The 18,758-nt window shown below is 69.7% G+C and carries 17 protein-coding genes and 1 pseudogene; 14 read left to right on the plus strand and 4 right to left on the minus strand.

The window, feature by feature from the left end:
* The first annotated feature begins 1 nt into the window (after position 1).
* The 4 genes from RM590_RS14670 (at position 2) to RM590_RS14685 (ending at position 7,831) form a co-directional block, all read left to right on the plus strand.
* The gene (locus RM590_RS14670) at positions 2 to 940 is read left to right on the plus strand and encodes a carbohydrate ABC transporter permease (RefSeq protein WP_311704973.1); all 939 of its coding nucleotides are present in this window, start codon (positions 2 to 4) and stop codon (positions 938 to 940) included.
* Between the two features lie 219 nt (positions 941 to 1,159).
* Complete coding sequence (locus RM590_RS14675; RefSeq protein ID WP_311704974.1) at positions 1,160 to 1,843, plus strand: carbohydrate ABC transporter permease; 684 nt, start codon at positions 1,160 to 1,162, stop codon at positions 1,841 to 1,843.
* A gap of 63 nt (positions 1,844 to 1,906) precedes the next feature.
* Entirely contained in the window at positions 1,907 to 5,344 is a 3,438-nt protein-coding gene (locus RM590_RS14680) for a putative Ig domain-containing protein (protein WP_311704975.1), read from the plus strand.
* 447 nt (positions 5,345 to 5,791) lie between these two features.
* The gene (locus RM590_RS14685) at positions 5,792 to 7,831 is read left to right on the plus strand and encodes a family 43 glycosylhydrolase (RefSeq protein ID WP_311704976.1); all 2,040 of its coding nucleotides are present in this window, start codon (positions 5,792 to 5,794) and stop codon (positions 7,829 to 7,831) included.
* A gap of 567 nt (positions 7,832 to 8,398) precedes the next feature.
* Here RM590_RS14685 and RM590_RS14690 read toward each other — a convergent pair.
* The gene (locus RM590_RS14690; protein ID WP_311704977.1) at positions 8,399 to 8,548 is read right to left on the minus strand and encodes a hypothetical protein; all 150 of its coding nucleotides are present in this window, start codon (positions 8,546 to 8,548) and stop codon (positions 8,399 to 8,401) included.
* Positions 8,549 to 8,610: 62 nt separating this feature from the next.
* Positions 8,611 to 9,822 (minus strand): Gfo/Idh/MocA family protein, encoded by a 1,212-nt coding sequence (locus RM590_RS14695; RefSeq protein ID WP_311704978.1) that lies wholly within the window; start codon positions 9,820 to 9,822, stop codon positions 8,611 to 8,613.
* Positions 9,823 to 10,010: 188 nt separating this feature from the next.
* Here RM590_RS14695 and RM590_RS14700 point away from each other — a divergent pair, with 188 nt between their 5' ends.
* The 8 genes and pseudogenes from RM590_RS14700 to ung all read left to right on the plus strand — a co-directional run bounded on the left by RM590_RS14700 (position 10,011) and on the right by ung (position 15,186).
* On the plus strand, positions 10,011 to 10,802 hold the full coding sequence (locus RM590_RS14700) for a helix-turn-helix domain-containing protein (RefSeq protein WP_311704979.1): 792 nt from the start codon (positions 10,011 to 10,013) through the stop codon (positions 10,800 to 10,802).
* A gap of 376 nt (positions 10,803 to 11,178) precedes the next feature.
* Positions 11,179 to 11,292 (plus strand): hypothetical protein, encoded by a 114-nt coding sequence (locus RM590_RS14705; protein WP_311705091.1) that lies wholly within the window; start codon positions 11,179 to 11,181, stop codon positions 11,290 to 11,292.
* 102 nt (positions 11,293 to 11,394) lie between these two features.
* Positions 11,395 to 11,772, plus strand: coding sequence for a hypothetical protein (locus RM590_RS14710; protein WP_311704980.1), 378 nt, complete (start codon positions 11,395 to 11,397; stop codon positions 11,770 to 11,772).
* Positions 11,773 to 12,109: 337 nt separating this feature from the next.
* Positions 12,110 to 12,940 carry a HipA family kinase gene (locus tag RM590_RS14715; RefSeq protein ID WP_311704981.1) on the plus strand — a complete coding sequence of 277 codons (831 nt, stop codon included), beginning with the start codon at positions 12,110 to 12,112 and terminating at the stop codon, positions 12,938 to 12,940.
* Positions 12,937 to 13,335, plus strand: a complete 399-nt coding sequence (locus RM590_RS14720; RefSeq protein WP_311704982.1) for a DUF3037 domain-containing protein — start codon at positions 12,937 to 12,939, stop codon at positions 13,333 to 13,335. Before RM590_RS14715 ends, RM590_RS14720 begins: the two co-directional genes overlap by 4 nt.
* Positions 13,336 to 13,419: 84 nt before the next feature.
* Positions 13,420 to 14,181 carry a 3-oxoacyl-ACP reductase FabG gene (fabG, locus tag RM590_RS14725; protein ID WP_311704983.1) on the plus strand — a complete coding sequence of 254 codons (762 nt, stop codon included), beginning with the start codon at positions 13,420 to 13,422 and terminating at the stop codon, positions 14,179 to 14,181.
* A 77-nt stretch (positions 14,182 to 14,258) separates the two neighbouring features.
* Positions 14,259 to 14,441: pseudogene (locus RM590_RS14730) on the plus strand (SDR family oxidoreductase); the annotation flags it as partial.
* A gap of 73 nt (positions 14,442 to 14,514) precedes the next feature.
* Positions 14,515 to 15,186: a uracil-DNA glycosylase gene (gene ung, locus RM590_RS14735; RefSeq protein ID WP_311705092.1), complete on the plus strand. Its 672-nt coding sequence runs from the start codon at positions 14,515 to 14,517 to the stop codon at positions 15,184 to 15,186.
* A 3-nt stretch (positions 15,187 to 15,189) separates the two neighbouring features.
* Here the strand turns inward: ung and RM590_RS14740 are convergent, their stop codons facing one another.
* Complete coding sequence (locus RM590_RS14740) at positions 15,190 to 15,594, minus strand: DUF3224 domain-containing protein (protein ID WP_311704984.1); 405 nt, start codon at positions 15,592 to 15,594, stop codon at positions 15,190 to 15,192.
* Positions 15,595 to 15,698: 104 nt separating this feature from the next.
* Between RM590_RS14740 and RM590_RS14745 the strand changes: the two genes are divergently transcribed.
* Together RM590_RS14745 and RM590_RS14750 are read left to right on the plus strand one after the other, a co-directional pair.
* The gene (locus RM590_RS14745) at positions 15,699 to 16,661 is read left to right on the plus strand and encodes a helix-turn-helix transcriptional regulator (RefSeq protein ID WP_311704985.1); all 963 of its coding nucleotides are present in this window, start codon (positions 15,699 to 15,701) and stop codon (positions 16,659 to 16,661) included.
* Between the two features lie 65 nt (positions 16,662 to 16,726).
* The gene (locus RM590_RS14750; RefSeq protein ID WP_311704986.1) at positions 16,727 to 17,641 is read left to right on the plus strand and encodes a Gfo/Idh/MocA family protein; all 915 of its coding nucleotides are present in this window, start codon (positions 16,727 to 16,729) and stop codon (positions 17,639 to 17,641) included.
* Here the strand turns inward: RM590_RS14750 and RM590_RS14755 are convergent.
* Complete coding sequence (locus RM590_RS14755; protein ID WP_311704987.1) at positions 17,638 to 18,546, minus strand: undecaprenyl-diphosphate phosphatase; 909 nt, start codon at positions 18,544 to 18,546, stop codon at positions 17,638 to 17,640. The two genes, RM590_RS14750 and RM590_RS14755, sit on opposite strands and share 4 nt — an antisense overlap.
* Positions 18,547 to 18,758: the final 212 nt, after the last annotated feature.

Here is an 18,758-nt window from a genome sequence, read left to right on the forward strand (position 1 = left end):
AATGGCCGTTTCCGTCGATCAGCGAAAGCCGCCCGCCAGCCGGTTGCCGCGCTGGCACCGGCTGGTGGCGCTCAAGGGCGCGTCGTTCACCCTGCCGTTCTTCCTCGGATTCGTCGTCTTCACCGTCGTTCCCCTGGTCATGGCGCTGCGGGAGAGCTTCTACCGGGAGCAGAGCTCGGGCCTCGGCTTCGGCGAGAAGACGGTGGAGTTCGTCGGCCTCGACAACTTCATCGAGGGGTTCGGGGACGGCCGGTTCTGGGCGTCGATGCTGCGGGTGGCGCTGTTCGCGCTGGTCTGCATTCCCGCGATCCAGATCCTCAGCGTGCTCCTGGCGCTGCTGCTCGACTCCGCCACGCAGCGCGTCGCGAACGTCTTCCGGCTGCCGCTGCTCATTCCGTACATGATTCCGGGCATCGTCGCCACGCTGATCTGGGTCTACGTCTACAGCCCGGACGTCGGCCCGCTCACGCCGATGTTCGATGTCGTCGGCATCGACGCCAACTTCTACAGCGGCGAGATGATCTGGGTCTCGATCGGGAATCTCATGGCGTGGGGCGCGATCGGCTTCAACATGCTGATCATCTACGCGTCGCTGCGGTCGGTTCCCCGCGAGATCTACGACAGCGCGTACGTCGACGGCGCGTCGGAATGGCGCGTCGCGTGGTCGATCAAGATTCCGATGGTCCGCCGCACGCTGGTACTCACCACGGTGCTGGCCATCATCGGAACGCTCCAGATCTTCAGCGACCCCGTGCTGTTCCGCTCGATGACCCCGGAGACGGTCACCCGCGACTTCACGCCGATCATGGCCATCTACGACTGGGCCTTCGCGCAGGGCGAGTTCAACTACGCCGCCACCCTGTCGATCATCCTGGCCCTGGTCGTGGGCTCCGTCTCGGCCCTCTTCTACCGGCTTACGAACAAGGCGCCCACCTCATGACCACCACCACCCACCCGAAGGCCACCCCGCCGGGGCCGGCCACACCATCGACCGGACGGGGCCCGGACCACCCGGCGGACCCGGGCCCTGATCATCACGGGCCTGGTCCTGTTCACCCTCTACTCCCTGGCCCCCGTCTGGTGGCTGATCGTTTCCGCGACCAAGTCGCAGCGGGACCTCTATACCTCCAACGGCCTGTGGTTCGCCGAGTTCAACCTCATGCAGAACTTCGAAGATCTCTTCACCTACCAGGACGGGATCTTCCTGACGTGGATGTGGAACACCCTGTTCTACGGCATCGTCGGCACGGCGGGAATGACGCTGATATCCGTCGCGTGCGGATACGGCCTGGCGATGTACAGCTTCCGGGGACGCGGCTTCCTGATGGGCTGCATCATCGGCTCCTTCCTCGTCCCCGGCGCCCTGCTCACCATTCCCTCTTTCCTGCTCTACACCGACCTGCGTCTCATCGACACTCCGACCGCGATCATTGTCCCCAGCTTCTTCAACGCCTTCTCGGTCTACCTCGCCAAGGTGTACGCCGAGGGAGCCATTCCTCACGAGCTGCTGGAGGCGGCCCGCATCGACGGCGCGGGCGAGTACCGCATCTTCTTCCAGGTCGGCGTCCGCCTGATGTCCACGGGTGCGGCCACCATTTTCCTGCTCGGATTCGTCGGGATGTGGAACTCCTTCTTCGGCCCTCTGGTCTTCCTGCGCAGCAGCGAGAAGTGGACCGTCATGCTCGGCCTCTACTCCTGGCTGACGGTGAAGCACGACCAGACCGTCGACCTGACCGGCATGGTCGTGGTCGGCTCGATCATCTCCCTCATCCCGATGGTGGTGCTGATGGTCTCGATGCAGCGCTTCTGGCGCACGGGGGTCAGCCTCGGCAGCCTGAAGTGACCGCGGACGCCCGCCGCCCTACACGTCCTTACATCCTCCACTTCAACGAAGAAGGTGCCTTTTGTGGATCAGACTGTAGCCGCCGCAGGCGGCCACGGCAGACGGTTCCGTGCGTTCGCCGCAGTGCTCCTCCTCGTCACCGGACTCCTCGTCGCGGTGGCCCGGCCAGCACCCGGGCAGGATCTCGGCACGTGCGACGTGACGTTCCAGCCGACCGTCAGCGAGCAGGGGTTCGCCCACCCCGGCGTCGGCCTGACCGAGCCGATCCTGGAGAACGCGCGCCGGCAGATCGCCGCGGGCGCTGAGCCGTGGACCTCCGGGTTCGAGGCCATGAAGCGGTCCGCCGCGGCCGGCGAGAACGTGAGGTCGTCCAATGCCGGGTCCGACCCGACCAGGCCCGCCTCCGACGCGTTCAACGCGGGCATGAAAGGGCGTTTCGTCTCCGACGGCCTGAAGGCTTACACGCAGGCGGTCATGTACGTGCTCACCGGAAAGGAGGTCCACCGCAGGAACTCCCTGGACATCCTCCGCATCTGGGCGCAGATGGACCCCGCCAAGTACGAGTACCACACTGACTCGCACATTTACACCGGTGTCCCGCTCTTCCGCATGGTCTCCGCCGCCGAGCTGCTGCGCTACACCAGCTGCGGCGAGGACGAGGCCTACCCGTGGACCGAGGCCGACACCCAGGCTCTCACTGAGAACCTCATCGTGCCCTCCATCGAGACGTTCATGTCCTCTCCTGACCATTTCATGAACCAGCACAACTACCCGCTGATGGGCTCCATGGCCGGGGCGATCTTCATGGACGACACCGCCCTGTACGAGGAGAAGGTCGAGTGGTTCACCGTCAACTCAACCGCCAAGGACGAGGGCTTCAACGGTTCCATCGCGCGGCTGCTCCGCTGGGTCGACACGAATGACAGGACCGGCGAGCCGATCGACGACCCCCACGTGCAGCTGGTCGAAATGGGCCGCGATCAGGCGCACGCCGGCGGCAATCTCACGAACTTCGCGGTCCTGGCGCGCATGCTGCTCGCCCAGGACACCTGGGTGGACCCGGTCGACGGCACGGTCTCGACCGCCGAGGACGCGGTGGGGCCGTATGAGTTCCTGAACGATCGCATCCTGGATGCCGCCGACTACTTCTGGCAGTTCATGCTCGGCTACGACACCGAGTGGACGCCGGTTGGCTACGCGATCTCGCCGGACGGCACGATCCGCGACACCTACAACCACATCTCCGACGGCTACCGCGGCCGTTATTCGACCGCGAGTTTCTGGGAGATTTACTACTACTACAGGTTCACGCTCGGCAGGGACGTCGAGGCGATGGCCCCCTACTTCGCCGAGGCCTACGCCCAGCGCCCCGGCCCGCTGTACCACCGCGGCGGAACGGTGAACAACTCGTGGGACGGCGGTGACGGCGGCGGTGACTCGTGGCTGTTCGCCCCTGCCGAGGCGGCCGGGGAGCCGACCCCGCCACCACTGGGCGACAACCCCAACATCTACGAGGTCGAGGAACGCTACACGCACCTGGCCGGGGACGTCGAGACCGGCGACGGCTACGTGCGCATGGCCGACGGCTCGGAGATCGCGTATCTCAGCGGCCAGGCCAACCGCCCGCGGCTCGGCTTCCTCGTCCGCACCGAAGGCCGCGCCGTGATCAACCTGCGCACAGCCAGACACGGCCACAGCATGCAACGCGAGTACCCCATGATCGTGCCGGACACCGGCGGCGCATGGCGTTATGTCACGGTCGACGGACCCATGGACGACATCCTGTTCATCGAGACCGAAGGCGCCACCGTCGACCTCGACCACATCAACATCAACGCCCAAGCCGAACTCACCGGGCCGGTCTTCCCCGAGGACGCCGCCGACCGGATCGTCGGCTGGGCCCGCGCCGACGTCACCGTCGACCTCGCCGCGACCGCCGCCGAGGGCACGACGTACGCCGCGACCGGGCTTCCCGACGGCGCCGAACTCGACCCGGAAACCGGCACCCTGACCTGGACTCCGGCCAAGGCCGGCTCCTGGACGGTCACCGTCGCCGCCGACGACGGCACCAACGCCGCCGCCCGCCGCCTCACCCTGGTCGCCGCCGACGGCCGCGAGGGCGCCTTGGAGCTCGCCGAGGACGGGTACGACCCCAAGACCCTGTACGAGTCCGCGACCGAGGCCGCCTACAGGGACGCCGACGACACCGCCGAGGCTCTGCGCAAGCACGGCTCCGAGACGGAATACCTGGCAGCGCTGGCCGACCTCGTCACGGCCGTCGACGGACTGCGCCTGCTCTCGCCGAAGAGCGATCTGGACGGCAGCCTCGACTACCCGGGGCTCGTCGCCTCCTCCACCACCGGGGAGCGCGTCGTCAACATGGTCGATGGCGACGCACAGACCGGCACCGTCTACCCCCAGGCCGTCAACATGTCGCACACCTTCGACTTCGGCCCTGACTTCAGAGTCTCGGCCATGAAGTTCGGATTCCAGAGCAACATCTTCGCCGACCGCCTGGCCAACTCGACGGTGTTCGGCTCCAACGACGGCACCAACTGGACCCGGCTCACCCCGGGGACCACGGCGTTCACCCAGGACTTCAACACCCTGGACGTCGCCGAGGACCTTCAGGACGACCGGTTCCGATACATCAAGGTCCAGATGCTCGAACAGCAGCCGGACGTCCTCTACGGGATCGTGCGGGGCGTGTTCGAGATGACCGAGTTTCACATCTACGGCGAACGCCACGAGAGCGGCAACCTGATCGAGGCGACCTCGATCACCTCCGACCAGGCCGTCGCGGGAAGGATCACGATGGGCGACACCGTCGATGTCTCAGTCACCGCGAAGGAGCCGCTCGACTCACTCACCGTCGACGTGATGGGCCAATCGGCGGCGGCCACTTCGGACGACGGCGTCAACTGGAACGCTTCGGTCGCCCTCGACGACGTCGAGGCCGGCCCGGTCACCCTCACGGTCGACTACACCGGCTCCGACGGCGAGTCCGGACCGACTTTCTACGGCACCACCGATGGGTCGAAGCTCTACATCACGGACCCCGCACACCTCATCGAGGTGGCCGGGCTGGCCACCGTCACCGCCTCCGACAAGCAGTGGCCGGGTAACGGACTGGGCGCCGACGAGGTTGGCTACCTGCTCTTCGACGGCGACCCAGACACATACGGCGACCTGAACACCGGGCCAGGGGCGTTCTACACCATCGACTTCGGCGCGAACGCGGCCGTGCGGCCCGAGTTGGTGCTGATGCTGCCGCGGGCCAGCCACCCGCAGCGGGCCAACGGCACGGTCGTGCAGGGGTCGAACGACGGCCAGACCTGGACCGACCTCACCAAGCCGCTCACCGGGGCCGTTGCGAACGGCTGGAGCTACCAGACCGCCTCGGGCGAGGATCACTACCGGTACCTGCGGATCCACAACGCCGCGAACTGGTCCGGCAACCTCTCCGAGGTCGAGCTCTACGGCGACATCAACGACGCGTAGGCCGCCACGAAGGTGCGCACACCCGACGAATCCGTTAGCGCTCCATGAGCGCTAACGGATTCCCGGCCCTCACCTGGGCGGCCACTCGCAAGGTCCGTGAAGACATCCGCTGGAGGTGTACAACGAACGTCTCCGTCCCGTAGGTGATGAAGAGTGACGGGTGTCGGCGCGGGCCAGGACGATCCCGTGCCGTGCCCGGCGTGCGGGCAGCCGACGGGGCCGGTGCATGGCTTCCGCTCTCCCGCCCGACCGCCCTGCGCGTCCCGTGTGTGCTCGGCATCGACGACTTGCCCTCAAGCGTCGGCACCGCTACGCCACCGTGATCATCGACGCCGAGACCGGCGAGCGGATCGACGTCGGGCCGGATCGCACTGTCCAGCCCACCCGGACACCAGGCTGGTTCCGCGTTGGAACCGCACGTGATGACTCCCAACCATGGACAAAATCGTGAACACCACCAGACGACAGCTCGGCCGAATCGCCGCGGTCGGCACCGGGCCCCTCCGGCTGCCACCAAGCGCGGCGTCGGCAGCCACCCCTCCGGCTGGTACGTGGGGCGACCAGGGCGACGGCACCTACGTCAACCCCATCATCCCGGCCGACCTCAGCGACTGGGACTGCATCCGGGTCGGCGCCGACTACTACGGCATCACCAGCACGTTCGGGTACTCGCCCGGCGTGGCCGTCCTGCACTCGAAGGACCTGGTCAACTGGCGGACGCTCGGTGGCGTAGTCGACGATGTCACCCGCATCGGACCAGAGCTGAACTGGGACCGGATGAACCGCTACGGCCGCGGCGTGTGGGCCGGGGCCATCCGCTACCACGCGGGGCGCTACTGGGTGTACTTCAACGCTCCCGACGAAGGCTTCTTCATGACGTCGGCCCCGTCGCCGACCGGGCCGTGGGAGCCGTTGCACGCGCTGTGGCGGACCGCCGGCTGGAACGACGTGTGCCCATTCTGGGACGACGACGGCCAGGGCTACCTGGTCTCCACGCACTACGCGGACTCCTACAAGGTGCACCTGTTCAAGCTGTCCGAGGACGGGAAGTCGCTGATCGGCCCGTCCTCGGTCATCCATCAGTCGCAGGGCAGCGAGGCCAACAAGCTGTACAAGTTCGACGGTGTCTACTACCACCTCTTCAGCGAGGTGACGTCCGAGGGCCGGGTGCTCATGATGAACCGCGGCTCCAGCCTCTACGGCCCGTTCGAGACCAGGCAGCTGGCGCACGTCAACACCTCGGTGGACCGTGAGCCCAACCAGGGTGGACTGGTGCAGGCTCCCAACGGTGCTTGGTACTTTGTGACCCACCACGGCCACGGCGGCTGGGAGGGGCGCGTGCTGTCCCTGCTGCCGGTGACCTGGGTGGACGGCTGGCCGATCCTGGGCTCGGTGGGCGCGGACGGCATCGGCACCATGGTGTGGACGGGCCAGGTGCCCGCCGGCGGCACACCCGGTATGCCGGTCGACGCGCTGCCGCCCGTGGTGACCAGCGACTTGTTCACCGATACCCGCCTCAAGCCGCAGTGGGAGTGGCACTACCAGCCGCGCGCGGACCGGTGGTCGTTGACCGAACGCCCCGGCTACCTGCGGTTGAAGGCGTTTGTTCCGCTGGCGGCCGACGACCTGACCAAGGCCGGGAACACACTCACCCAACGGGTGCTGCGCACGGCGGGCGGCGTGACGGTGACGGTCCGCCTCGAACTGGCCGGCCTCGGCGACGGCCAGCATGCCGGGCTGTGCCACTACGCGGCGACCTACGCCGGGTTGGGTGTCCGGCGCTCCGGGACCATCACCATGATCGCGCATAACGCCGGTGGCAGCCTGACGTACGGTCCGGCGATCGCACAGAACGCCGTGTGGCTGCGCACATCGTGGGACGTGAACGGGGTCAGCCGCTTCTCCTACAGCCTCGATGGGGGCACGTTCACCGCGTTCGGTGGCACCTACCAGCTCACGTGGGGCGGTTACCGCGGTGACCGGGTCGGCATCTACACCTACAACCCGAACGGCACCGGCCACGTCGACGTGGACTCAGTGCGGTACACCATCGCACCCACCAGGGCCTATACGTGCGTCAGCGTGCGCAGTGGCAAGGTCGCCGACGTCTCCGGTGCGTCGAACGCGGACGGCGCCGCCGTGATCCAGTGGCCCGATACCGGCGAACCGAACCAGCACTGGGCCTTCCAGTCCACCGGGGACGGCTACCACACCATCACCTGCGTCGGCAGCGGCAAGGTGCTTGACGTGGCGGGGGTGTCGTCGGCGGACGGCGCGCGGGTCGTGCAGGCGACCGCCAACGGCCGGGCGAGCCAGCAGTGGCAGTTGTGCCCGCAGACCGGTGGCGTGTTCCTCGTGGTCAACCGCAACAGCGGCAAGGTGCTCGACGTCGGCGGAGGCAGTGCGGCCGATGGTGTCGCGCTGATCCAGTACCGTGACAACGGCGGGTCCAACCAGCGATGGACCTTCCACCGCGTCACCGGCTAAGGAGAGATCGCCGGGAGCTGCACAAGAGTGGGACACGCGTCGGTGAGGTGCCCGGCCTGCGGCACGAGGCCATCGCGGCGGCCGAGCGCGAGCTGTTCGTCTCGTCGTCCCCGCCTGAACGACAACGGGGCCCGCACCAAGTCCTGCCAGTCGCGGCGGTTCCCTGTCAGCGCCGAGCTGCGAGCCGGACGCGTATCAGATCCGGGCCGGTGCCTTCAGCCACGACATCCGTACCTCGGCCCCCGTGACCGTGGACGGCGAATCCGTCGGGCGGCACCCGGTGATGAGCACCGGGATCGACGCCGCGGACTTCGACGAATCCCACGGCGTCGAACTGGCCGACCACAGCAAAACCTCCGGCGACTCCGCGACACCTGCCCGCGACCACGCAGGGTCTGGCGGGCTCGTCCACCGCTCCTGCGACTTCGGCCCCAACGGCCCCGGCCATATCAGCCTCACCGCCGCCGCCACCACCAACGGCGCGGCCCCCGCCGAGGTCGAACTACACGTGCGCGGCACCGCTTTCCGCGTAACACTCGCTGTCGCACACACTCCCGACCGCTACACCTACACCACCATCAGCCATTCGACGACGCTCGCACCGGCATCCACAATCTGCACATCACCCTCCACGGCGACGTGCGGCTGCGTCGCGCCGGGCGGCCTCCTCGCCGCCTGGTCCAGCGACGGCGTGCCGCGGACGACCTGCGACCCCACCGGCTGGGCGCCGTCGGCGAACCGCTGTGCGCCACGGAGCGGACGGGCCCGACGGCGCTCACTCAGCCCTCTGCGTCCGGCTGGGCGGGGGCCTCTCCGAAGTCGGGGATCTCCAGCCGGGCGCCGCCTTGGAGGGCGGACTGGTGGGCGATAACGCCGGGCAGGGTGTAGCGGGCGGCGACCCAGGCGTTGACCGGGGGGAGTGAGCCCGTGGTGACGGCCCTCACGAAGTCGTCGGCCAGGAAGTGGTGACTGCCCTCGTGGCCGTTGGGGGCGTGGGCGAACTCTCGCGGCAACCGGGAACGGTCGTGGACAGGAGCCGTTCCGGACGCGAAGGCGTCGCGCAGGGCGGGGGCGAGGTGGGCCAGTGAGGGATCGTCCGGGGAGAGAGTGGGCCTGGGGTGCAGATGTTCGGTGATGTCTTCGACGCCCTTCTTGTCCTGCCAGAGGCTGACCGTCGCGAGCTGCTCCAGGCTCCCCTCGGTTCCAAAGAACCGGAATCGCGATTCCCGTATGTAGGAGGGGTAACCGACCCTGCGGAACTCGTTGATGCGGAAGGAGCCGCCGCCGGCCGCTTCGAACAGCGCGGTGGCGTTGGAGAAGTCGTTGCCGAACTGGCTGATCGCACGGTCGAAGACCCCGTCCTCGCGGTCGTCGACGACGCCGATCGCGCTGACGCTCGTGGCATAGGTCTGCCAGGCTCCCAGGATTCCGCCGAGGGAGTGGGTCGGGTAGAGCAGCGGCGGGTAGCTTGCCGTGGCCTTCCAGTTCTCGCCGCCGCTGTACTGGTAGGCGTGGTAGAAACCGAGGTCCATGTCGTGGACGTAGTCGCCCTCGGCGTGGAAGAGCCGGCCGAAGGCGCCGGCGGCGGCCCGCTGGCGGGCGTAGACGGTTGCCGGGTTGTAGTGGCTGGTCTCGCCCATCATGTACGTCAGGCCCGTCTCCCGCACCGCCTGGATGATGGCCGCGATCTCCTGCTCGGTGATGGCCATGGGCACCGCCGAGTAGACGTGTTTGCCTGCGCGCAGCGCCTGGAGGACGAGCGGGCCGTGCGTCCAGCGCTGGGTGAAGACCGCGACCGCGTCAACGTCCGAGTCGAGCATGGCCTCGTACGACGGGAGGGTCCCGGCGAGGTCGTGGTCGGCGGCGAGCCGTGCGGCCCGCTCGGGCAGCAAATCGCAGGCCAGAATGTCACCCACGCCCGGGTGCAGCCGCCACAGCTTGGCGAACGATCCGGCGAACTGCCCGGCTCCGACGATACCCAGAGAGAACACTTCACGACTCCTCACCGCGGACTGCCCGCCGCGTCATCTCGCACAGAACCGGCGGCCGACGGCAGCCGGTGCGACACCGCATGCGACGATACGAACCTAGGAAGCATGAAGTCTTCATCGATGAGAGTGAGAGTTTCCTGGATCCTCTGATTCCTTCTCGCGTCGAGCCGTCCCGCCCCACTGGCTGGATGGGCCGGCCCGTGCTGATGGACGCCGCCCATCAGCACGACGATCTGGAGATCAACCTCGTGGCCGAGGGCGGCACGATGCTCTACCTGTTCGGCGGCGTCCCGGTCGAGGTCGGTCCCGGGAGCGTGGCCGCGTTCTGGGCCGCCGTGCCGCACCAACTCGTCGCGAACTCGGCCACCCGCGTCCACTGGATCTACGTGCCGTTCGCGGAGTTCCTGCGCTGGGGACTGCCCGACTCTCTCGTCAGCCGCCTCCTGTCCGGCACACCGCTGGTCTCCGCGCCGCCAGCCGCCGCGACCACCGACCCGGCGAGCTTCGCCCAGTGGGCCAGCGACCTGACCAGCGGCCAGCCCGAACGCCACCGGATCGCCATGCTCGAAGTCGAGGCCCGGGTACGCCGGCTCGCCCTGGCCGCGATGGGCGAACCGGTGCGCCACTACACCGGCGGTGCCCCCGCGCTGCGCCAGGTCATCGCCATGGTGCGGCACATCGCCGAACACTTCCGCGAGCCTCTCACCGTCCCTGACATCGCCGCGGCGGCACGGCTGCACCCCAGCCATGCGATGGCTCAGTTCCGCACGGTCGTCCACGTCACGGTCGGCGACTACCTCATGCGATGCCGCCTGGCCGAGGCCCGCCGCCTGCTGGTCACCACCGACCTGCCGATCGCCCACGTGGCCTCGGCGTCCGGCTTCGGCTCGGTCAGCCGCTTCTACGCCGCGTTCACCTCCACATGCGGCGTACCACCGGCCAGGTTCCGGCGAGAACACCCGCGAATCGGACTGCGCTGAGCCGCCCTCCTGCCTCGCCGGGGCTCCCGCGACGAGCCCAGCGGTGCCCGCCGACGCGCATCCGCGAACACTCGGGCCGCTCGAGCCAGCTTGCATTCGTCATGCCGGTCGACAACGAGGCGCGCTCCGGACTGTCGGCGTGGTCGACCGTACGACCGTACTGATGTTTGCCTGACGCCCGGCAGGGGGCTGCCGACGGAAGGACTTTCCGCGGAACGATCACCTACACGCAGGCTCTGGCGGGGCTGACGGGCATGGTGCTGGTCGCCTCCGCCATGGTCACCCCAACCGTGCTCGCTGGCTCCCCGGCGGCCGCCAAGGGCGCCACGCTCGCACAGACTCCCCCGATGGGCTTCAACAACCGGAACGCCTTCGACTGCGACGTCAGCGCCGAACCTGCACTGGCTTCCCCGGACGCCTGGGCCACGAGGAGACCGACGCCCAGACCTTCGCCAACTGGGGCGTGGACTACCTCAAATGCGACAACTGAAACAACAACAGCGACGGCTTCCAGCAGGTCCACATCAACCGCTACCAGTCCATGGAGGACGCCCTCGACGCCACCGGTCGCCCCATCCCACTCCGTCTGCGAATGGGCGCCACCGGCAACATCCAGGACAGCCGGTCCAGCCTGAAGAACATCGTCGGCTGGTACCTCCCCGACGCCTCCGGACCGGGCCACTGGAACGACCCGGACATGCTGCAGATCGGCACCGGCGGCATGCATCACCGACCACACGATCAAATCAACTTGGCGAAGCGCTGCTGGCGCCCGGGTGGGGGGCGCCCCGAAGACCAGGCGAGGGCAGGAGCAGAGGGTCCGGCTTCATTTAGCGCCGCACCTGGGGCATTTGGCGCTGAAGAAAGTGACGCCAGCGGAACTGCGGGCCTGCATAGCACAGTTGGAGGCCACGGTGGCCTCGGTCGACTACCGGCGAAGCATCCTGGCCGAGCTGTCCGGGATCCTTGAGACCGCTGTTGACGACCGGCGCATCGCCAGGAACCTCATGCGCTCGAAGTCGGTGCGATGGCCGAAAGCGTCCAAGGCGCGCCGCGAGGCGTGGCCGCTCGAGACCGCGCTCCGCGTCCACGACGTGACTGGACCGCTACGCGCACTTCATGTCGGAGGCTGGAGACAAGGGGGGTCCCGCCATCGACGCGCTGTTCGGTGGGGGAGGGCGGCGGTAGGCTTCGGCAGCCGGAACTCCCCAGGAACTCCCCAGAGATGATCAAGGTGGGTCGGCGAGCCGGGCGGCTCGCCGACCTGCCGTGAATTCCATGGCAGGAGGGGCATATAGCCTGGGACGATGCTGCGCGAAACGTCCGCCACCCGCTATGTCACCCCCCTGAGGGAGGGCGGCTCACTGCCGGGGATCGTCGAGGCCGACGACCTCGGGACCTATGTGATGAAGTTCACCGGCGCCGGCCAGGGCCGCAAGTCCCTGGTGGCGGAGGTGATCTGCGGCGGCCTCGCCCGCCGGCTCGGGCTGCGCGTGCCCGAGCTGGTGCGCATGACCCTGGACCCGGTCATCGGCCTGGCCGAGCCCGACCAGGAGGTGCAGGAGCTGCTCAAGGCCAGCGGCGGGCTGAACCTGGGCATGGACTTCCTGCCCGGCTCCCTCGGCTTCGACCCGCTCGCCTTCCAGGTGTCGGCCGAAGAGGCCGGCCGCGTCGTGTGGTTCGACGCCCTCGTCAACAACGTCGACCGCTCCTGGCGCAACCCCAACCTGCTCGTCTGGCACGGCGACCTGTGGCTCATCGACCACGGCGCGGCGCTGATCTGGCACCACAACTGGCCCGCCGCCACCGCCTCGGCCGCGCGCCCCTACGACGCCTCCGACCACGCGCTGGCGCCGTTCGGTCCCGATCTGGCCGCCGCCGCGGCCGACTTGGGGCCGCTGGTCACCGACGACCTGCTCGCCGAGACGCTGGCCGACGTGCCCGACGAATGGCTCGTGGACGAGCCGGGGTTCGCCGGACCCGACGCGGTGCGCGCCGCCTACGCCGAGGCCCTGGCCGCCCGCGCCCCCACCGGCCACGACCGCATCACGCTGGGGGCGCCCACCGCCGACCGGCCCTCGCGGGCCCCCGGCTGGCTGACCGGCCGGCCGGAGCGGAAGAGCGGAGCCGCACGATGAGCCGCGCCGAACGCCGCGACCGCGACGTCTTCGAGTACGCCGTGCTGCGCGTGATCCCCCGGGTCGAGCGCGGCGAGTCGATCAACGCCGGGGTCATCCTCTACTGCCGCGCCCGGTCCTTCCTGGCCGCCGCCACCCACCTCGACGAGAGCCGGCTGCGCGCGCTGGACCCCGCCGCGGACGTGGCCGGCGTCCGCGCCGCCCTGCACGCCGCCGAACGCGTCTGCGACGGCGGCACGGCCGCCGGGCCCGCCGCGGGCGACGACGCCGGGCGCCGTTTCCGCTGGCTGATCGCCCCGCGCAGCACCGTCGTGCAGCCCGGGCCGGTGCACACCGGCCTGACGGCCGACCCGCCCGGCGAGCTGGACCGGCTGCTTCGCGTGCTGGTGCGTTGACAGATGGTGCGCGGGGTTTCTAGCGTCGCCCCTGCGGTAGTTACTTCGCGGTAGCCCATCACTCGACGGCGAGGAGAAGCAGACATGTCCACCACCGAGCAGCGGGTCGCGATCGTCACCGGTGCGGCCAGAGGCATCGGCGCGGCCACGGCGGTCCGGCTCGCGGATCAGGGCCGCGCGGTCGCCGTGCTGGACCTGGACGCCGCCGCGGGCAAGGACACCGTGGAGAAGATCACCGCCGCGGGCGGCCGGGCGCTGGCCGTCGGCTGCGACGTGTCCGACGCCGAGGCGGTGCGCGCGGCCGTCGACCGGGTCGCCGGGGAGCTCGGCCCGCCGCAGATCCTCGTCAACAACGCCGGTGTCCTGCGCGACAACCTGCTGTTCAAGATGAGCGACGGCGACTGGGACACCGTCATGAACGTCCATCTGCGCGGCGCGTTCCTGATGTCCCGCGCCTGCCAGGCGCACATGGTCGAGGCCGGCTTCGGCCGCATCGTCAACCTCTCCTCCAGCTCCGCCCTGGGCAACCGCGGGCAGGCCAACTACTCCGCCGCCAAGGCGGGCCTCCAGGGCTTCACCAAGACCCTGGCCATCGAGCTGGGGAAGTTCGGCATCACGGCCAACGCCGTCGCCCCCGGCTTCATCGCCACCGACATGACCGCCCAGACCGCCGCCCGGGTGGGCGTCGGATTCGAGGACTTCCAGCGCGCCGCCGCCGAGAGCATCCCGGTGCGCCGGGTCGGCCGGCCCCAGGACGTCGCCGACGCCATCGCCTTCTTCACCGGCGAGGGCGCGGGTTTCGTCTCCGGACAGGTGCTGTACGTGGCCGGCGGACCTCTCGACTGAGCGGAGGAACAAGGAAGATGAGCGAGTCGGAGGTCGCCGTGATCACCGGCGGCAGCCGTGGGATCGGCTACGGCATCGCCGCCGCGCTCTACGAGGGCCGCGAGGAGGAGGCGGCCGCCGCCTACCCGCTGGGCCGCCTCGGCGTGCCCGACGACGTGGCCGGCGCCGCCGCGTTCCTCACCTCCGGCGCGGCCGGCTGGATCACCGGGCAGACGCTGGTGGTGGACGGCGGGCTCTCCCTGAACGCGGGGCTCGCCTGAGCTGTCAGTGCCAGCAGGTACGTTCTGGAAAACAACTCATCGCGTACCTCTGGAGGTTCACGACGTGACCGACATGCTGCCCGACTCCTGGCGGGGCGTCCTCGGTGAAGAGTTCGGCAAGCCCTACTTCAAGGAGCTCACCGAGTTCGTCGAGGAGGAGCGGGCGCGCGGCCCGGTGTACCCGCCGCGCGAGGAGGTCTTCGCGGCGCTGGACGCCACGCCGTTCGACGAGGTCAAGGTGCTGATCCTCGGCCAGGATCCGTACCACGGGGAGGGCCAGGGGCACGGCCTGTGCTTCTCCGTGCGCCCCGGGGTGCGGATCCCGCCCTCCCTGCGGAACATCTACAAGGAGATGCACGCCGAGCTGGGCCTGCCCATCCCGGACAACGGCTATCTGATGCCCTGGGCCCGGCAGGGCGTCCTCCTGCTGAACGCCGTCCTGACCGTCCGCGCCGGCGAGCCCAACTCCCACAAGAACAAGGGCTGGGAGCAGTTCACCGACGCGGTGATCAGCGCCGTTTCCGCCCGGCCCGACCCGGCCGTCTTCGTCCTGTGGGGCGCCTACGCCCGCAAGAAGCTCCGGCTGATCGACACCGGGCGGCACACCGTGGTGGAGGGCGCCCACCCCTCGCCGCTGTCCGCCAAGAAGTTCTTCGGCTCGCGGCCCTTCACTCAGATCAACGAGGCCATCGCCGCGCAGGGCCACATGCCCGTCGACTGGCGCGTCCCCGCCCTGGGGGAGTGACGGTCAGGCCCACTCGACGTCGAAGGCGTAGGGGATGGACTTCGTGCCGTGCACCGCGGTGAAGCCTCCCGTGCCGCGAAGCCCGGCCAGGCCGTCCGTGCCCGAGCCGGGCAGCACCTCGAAGGAGCAGTGCGTCCCTTCCTTGTCGAAGGTGCCCCACTCCCGCAGGACGAACGAGCCCTGCCGCCCGTCCACAGTGCCGGTGCACGTCTCGTAGCCCGTGAACACCCCGGTGGCGTCATCGGCGTAGGAGATGGCGTACACACACCGGGTGCCCTGCGCCTCGATCCCGCCGGTGAACGCGTTGGTGACGACGGCGTGGGCCAGCCGCGGCCCGCCCTCGTCGCCGGCGACGACCGACTCCTGCCAGTCCGCGAAGGTGAAGCTGCCGGTGGTGCGCGTCGTCATGACGCCCCCTTCTCGCCGTGGCGCGGGCCTGTCCCGCACCGCATGACCTCACCCTTTCCGCCGTACCTGACATCTTCTGTCAGGTACGGCGGCACAATGGTCCCGTGCGTGCCGACCGTCTGCTCTCCGCCCTGCTGCTGCTCCAGAGCCGCGGCCGGATGACCGCGCCCGAGCTCGCCGCCGAGCTGGAGGTCTCCGTCCGCACCGTGTACCGCGACATCGAGGCGCTGGCCGCCTCCGGCGTCCCGGTCTACGCCGACCGCGGCCCGGCCGGCGGCTACCGCCTCATGGACGGCTACCGCACGCGGCTGACCGGGCTCACCGGCGAGGAGGCGGACTCGCTGGCGCTGGCCGGCATGCCCGGCGCCGCCGCCGAACTCGGCCTCGGCGCCGACCTCGCCACGGCCCAGCTCAAGCTCCACGCGGCCCTGCCCGCCCCGCTCGGCGAACGCGCCCGGCGCATCGCCGAGCGCTTCCATCTCGACGCACCCGCCTGGTTCCGCGACGCCGACCCCGTTCCGTTCCTCGCCGAGGTGGCCGCCGCCGTCTGGGAGGAGCGGCTGCTGCGCGTGCGCTACCGCCGCTGGGCCGGCGAGGTCGACCGCGAGCTGCACCCGCTCGGCCTGGTGCTCAAGGGCGGCATCTGGTACCTGGTGGCCCGCGCCGAGGAACGGGTCCGCACCTACCGCGTCTCCCGCCTGCTGTCCGTGGAGGTCCTGGGACCGGCGCCGCCGCGGCCGGCGGACTTCGACCTGGCCGCCCACTGGACGCGGACCACCCGCGACCTGGAGGCGGCCCGCTACCAAAGCGAGGCGCGGGTGCGGGTCTCCCCGCGCGCCCTGAAGCTGCTGCCCATGCAGTTCGGCGCGGCCGGGGCCCGGGCCGCCCGCGACGCCGGCCCGCCGGACGCCGGCGGCTGGGTCGAGGTGGACCTGCCGGTGGAGGTCACCCCGGTCGCCGTCTGCGATCTGCTGCGGCTCGGCGCCGAGGCCGAGGTGCTCGGCCCGCCGGAGCTGCGCGCGGCGCTCGCCGACACGGTCGCCGTCCTGGCCCGCCGGTACGGGTGACGGAGCGCACATCACCGCCGCGTATGCTGCCGGTCCACGCACCGTCGATCACGAAGGAGCCCGCAGTGAAGGTCGGCGTGATCGGGCTGGGGGACATCGCCCACAAGGCGTACCTGCCCGTGCTCACCACCCAGCCCGGCGTCCAGCCCCATCTGCACACCCGGTCCCGCACCACCCTGGACCGGACGGGCGACCTGCACCGGGTGCCCGCCGACCGGCGCCACGGCGATCTGGACTCGCTGATCGCCGCCGGCCCGGACGCCGCGTTCGTGCACGCCCCGACCGCCGCCCACCCCGCGATCGTCACCCGGCTGCTGACGGCCGGCATACCCACCTATGTCGACAAGCCGCTCGCCTACGAGCTGGCCGAGGCCCAGCGCATCGTCGAGCTCGCCGAGGGCCGCGGCGTTCCCCTGGCCGTCGGGTTCAATCGCCGCCACGCGCCCGCCTACGCCCATCTCCGGGAGCACCCGCGGGACTTGATCGTGATGCAGAAGCACCGCCGGGGGCTGCCCGAGGACCCGCGGCAGATGGTGTTCGACGACTTCATCCACGTCGTGGACACGCTGCGGTTCCTCGTGCCCGGCGCCGTCGACCGGGTCGCGGTCAGCACCCGCGTCCGCGACGGGCTGCTGCACCACGTGGTGCTCCAGCTCTCCGGCGACGGGTTCACCGCGGTCGGCGCCATGAACCATCTCTCCGGCTCCGCCGAGGAGATCCTGGAGGTCTCCGGGCAGGACGCCAAGCGCGAGATCCGCAATCTGGCCGAGATCATCGACCACAAGGGCCAGCCCAGCGTCCGCCGCCGCGGCGACTGGGTGCCCGTCGCCCGCCAGCGCGGCATCGAGCAGGCGGTGGTGACGTTCCTGGCGGCCGTCCGCGCGGGACGGCCGCTGAGCGCTCAGGACGCGTTGCGCACCCACGAGTTGTGCGAACGGATCGTGCTCGCCGCCGCGGAGGAGCACGGAACGGCGCGCTAGCCGTCCTCGGAGGTGATCTCGTCGCCCGTGCCGATGTCCTCACCGGCGCTGGGCTCGATCACGCCGAACCAGATCAGCACCAGCAGCAGCACGCCCAGCACCAGCCGGTACCAGACGAAGGGCATGAAGCTGCGGGTGCTGATCCACTTCATGAACCAGGCGATGATCGCGTAGCCGACGAGGAACGCGACCACCGTGGCGAAGACCGTCGGGCCCCAGGAGACGTGCGACCCCTCCTCGCCGATGGAGGTCAGCTCATAGGCGCCCGAGGCCAGCACCGCCGGGATGGCGAGCAGGAAGGAGTAACGGGCCGCGGCCTCCCGGCGGTAGCCCAGGAACAGGCCGCCGGTGATCGTCGCGCCCGACCGGGACACGCCCGGTACCAGGGCCATCGCCTGGCACAGACCGTAGATGAGGCCGTCCCGGACGCTCAACTGCTCCAGCGACTTGCGCGGCTTGACCGCCCGGTGCTTGCCGCCGATCGCGTCCCGCATCGCCAGCCGGTCCGCGACGCCCAGGATGATGCCGAGCACGATCAGGTTCATCGCGATGAGCCGCAGATCGCGGAACGGCCCCTCGATGGCGTCCTGAAGGGTCAGGCCGAGCACGCCGATCGGTATCGACCCGACGATCACCAGCCAGCCCATCCGCGCGTCGGGATCGGCCCGGGCGGCCCGGTCCCGCAGTGAGCGGAGCCACGCCGAGACGATCCGCGCGATGTCCTTGCGGAAATAGATGAGCACCGCCGTCTCGGTGCCGATCTGCGTGACCGCGGTGAACGCCGGTCCGGGGTCCTCCCAGTCGAAGGCAACGGCGGTCAGCCGCAGATGCGCGCTGGAGGAGATCGGCAGGAACTCCGTCAGCCCCTGGACAAGACCGAGAATCAGCGATTCGAACCAAGACATGAACTCTGCGGCATCCCGGGGAGAGTGTCGTGATGGGTGAGCTACGTGAAGCGAGATCACTCTAAGCCAGGCGCGGGGGTGCCTCGTACCGCGGGCCACCCGAAAACGGCTCGACGGACCGGCCGGCCGCGCGCCATCATTGTTCCGTGACCTGGCACGCCTTCCCCGCGCTCCCGTCCGCTGTCGCGGACGCGCCGGAGGCTGCCCTCCTC

This window comes from Streptomyces litchfieldiae (genome assembly GCF_031845365.1).
In the GTDB taxonomy this organism is placed as follows: Bacteria; Actinomycetota; Actinomycetes; order Streptomycetales; family Streptomycetaceae; genus Streptomyces; species Streptomyces litchfieldiae.

What these genes read in the sequence shown, in the direction of transcription:
- RM590_RS14670 (WP_311704973.1), top strand. Translation starts at nt 2, where the DNA reads ATGGCCGTTTCCGTCGATCAGCGAAAGCCGCCCGCCAGCCGGTTGCCG.
- RM590_RS14675 (WP_311704974.1), top strand. Translation starts at nt 1,160, where the DNA reads ATGCAGAACTTCGAAGATCTCTTCACCTACCAGGACGGGATCTTCCTG.
- RM590_RS14700 (WP_311704979.1), top strand. Translation starts at nt 10,011, where the DNA reads ATGGGCCGGCCCGTGCTGATGGACGCCGCCCATCAGCACGACGATCTG.
- RM590_RS14710 (WP_311704980.1), top strand. Translation starts at nt 11,395, where the DNA reads ATGGGCGCCACCGGCAACATCCAGGACAGCCGGTCCAGCCTGAAGAAC.
- RM590_RS14715 (WP_311704981.1), top strand. Translation starts at nt 12,110, where the DNA reads ATGCTGCGCGAAACGTCCGCCACCCGCTATGTCACCCCCCTGAGGGAG.
- RM590_RS14720 (WP_311704982.1), top strand. Translation starts at nt 12,937, where the DNA reads ATGAGCCGCGCCGAACGCCGCGACCGCGACGTCTTCGAGTACGCCGTG.
- fabG (WP_311704983.1), top strand. Translation starts at nt 13,420, where the DNA reads ATGTCCACCACCGAGCAGCGGGTCGCGATCGTCACCGGTGCGGCCAGA.
- ung (WP_311705092.1), top strand. Translation starts at nt 14,515, where the DNA reads ATGCTGCCCGACTCCTGGCGGGGCGTCCTCGGTGAAGAGTTCGGCAAG.
- RM590_RS14740 (WP_311704984.1), bottom strand. Translation starts at nt 15,594, where the DNA reads ATGACGACGCGCACCACCGGCAGCTTCACCTTCGCGGACTGGCAGGAG.
- RM590_RS14755 (WP_311704987.1), bottom strand. Translation starts at nt 18,546, where the DNA reads ATGTCTTGGTTCGAATCGCTGATTCTCGGTCTTGTCCAGGGGCTGACG.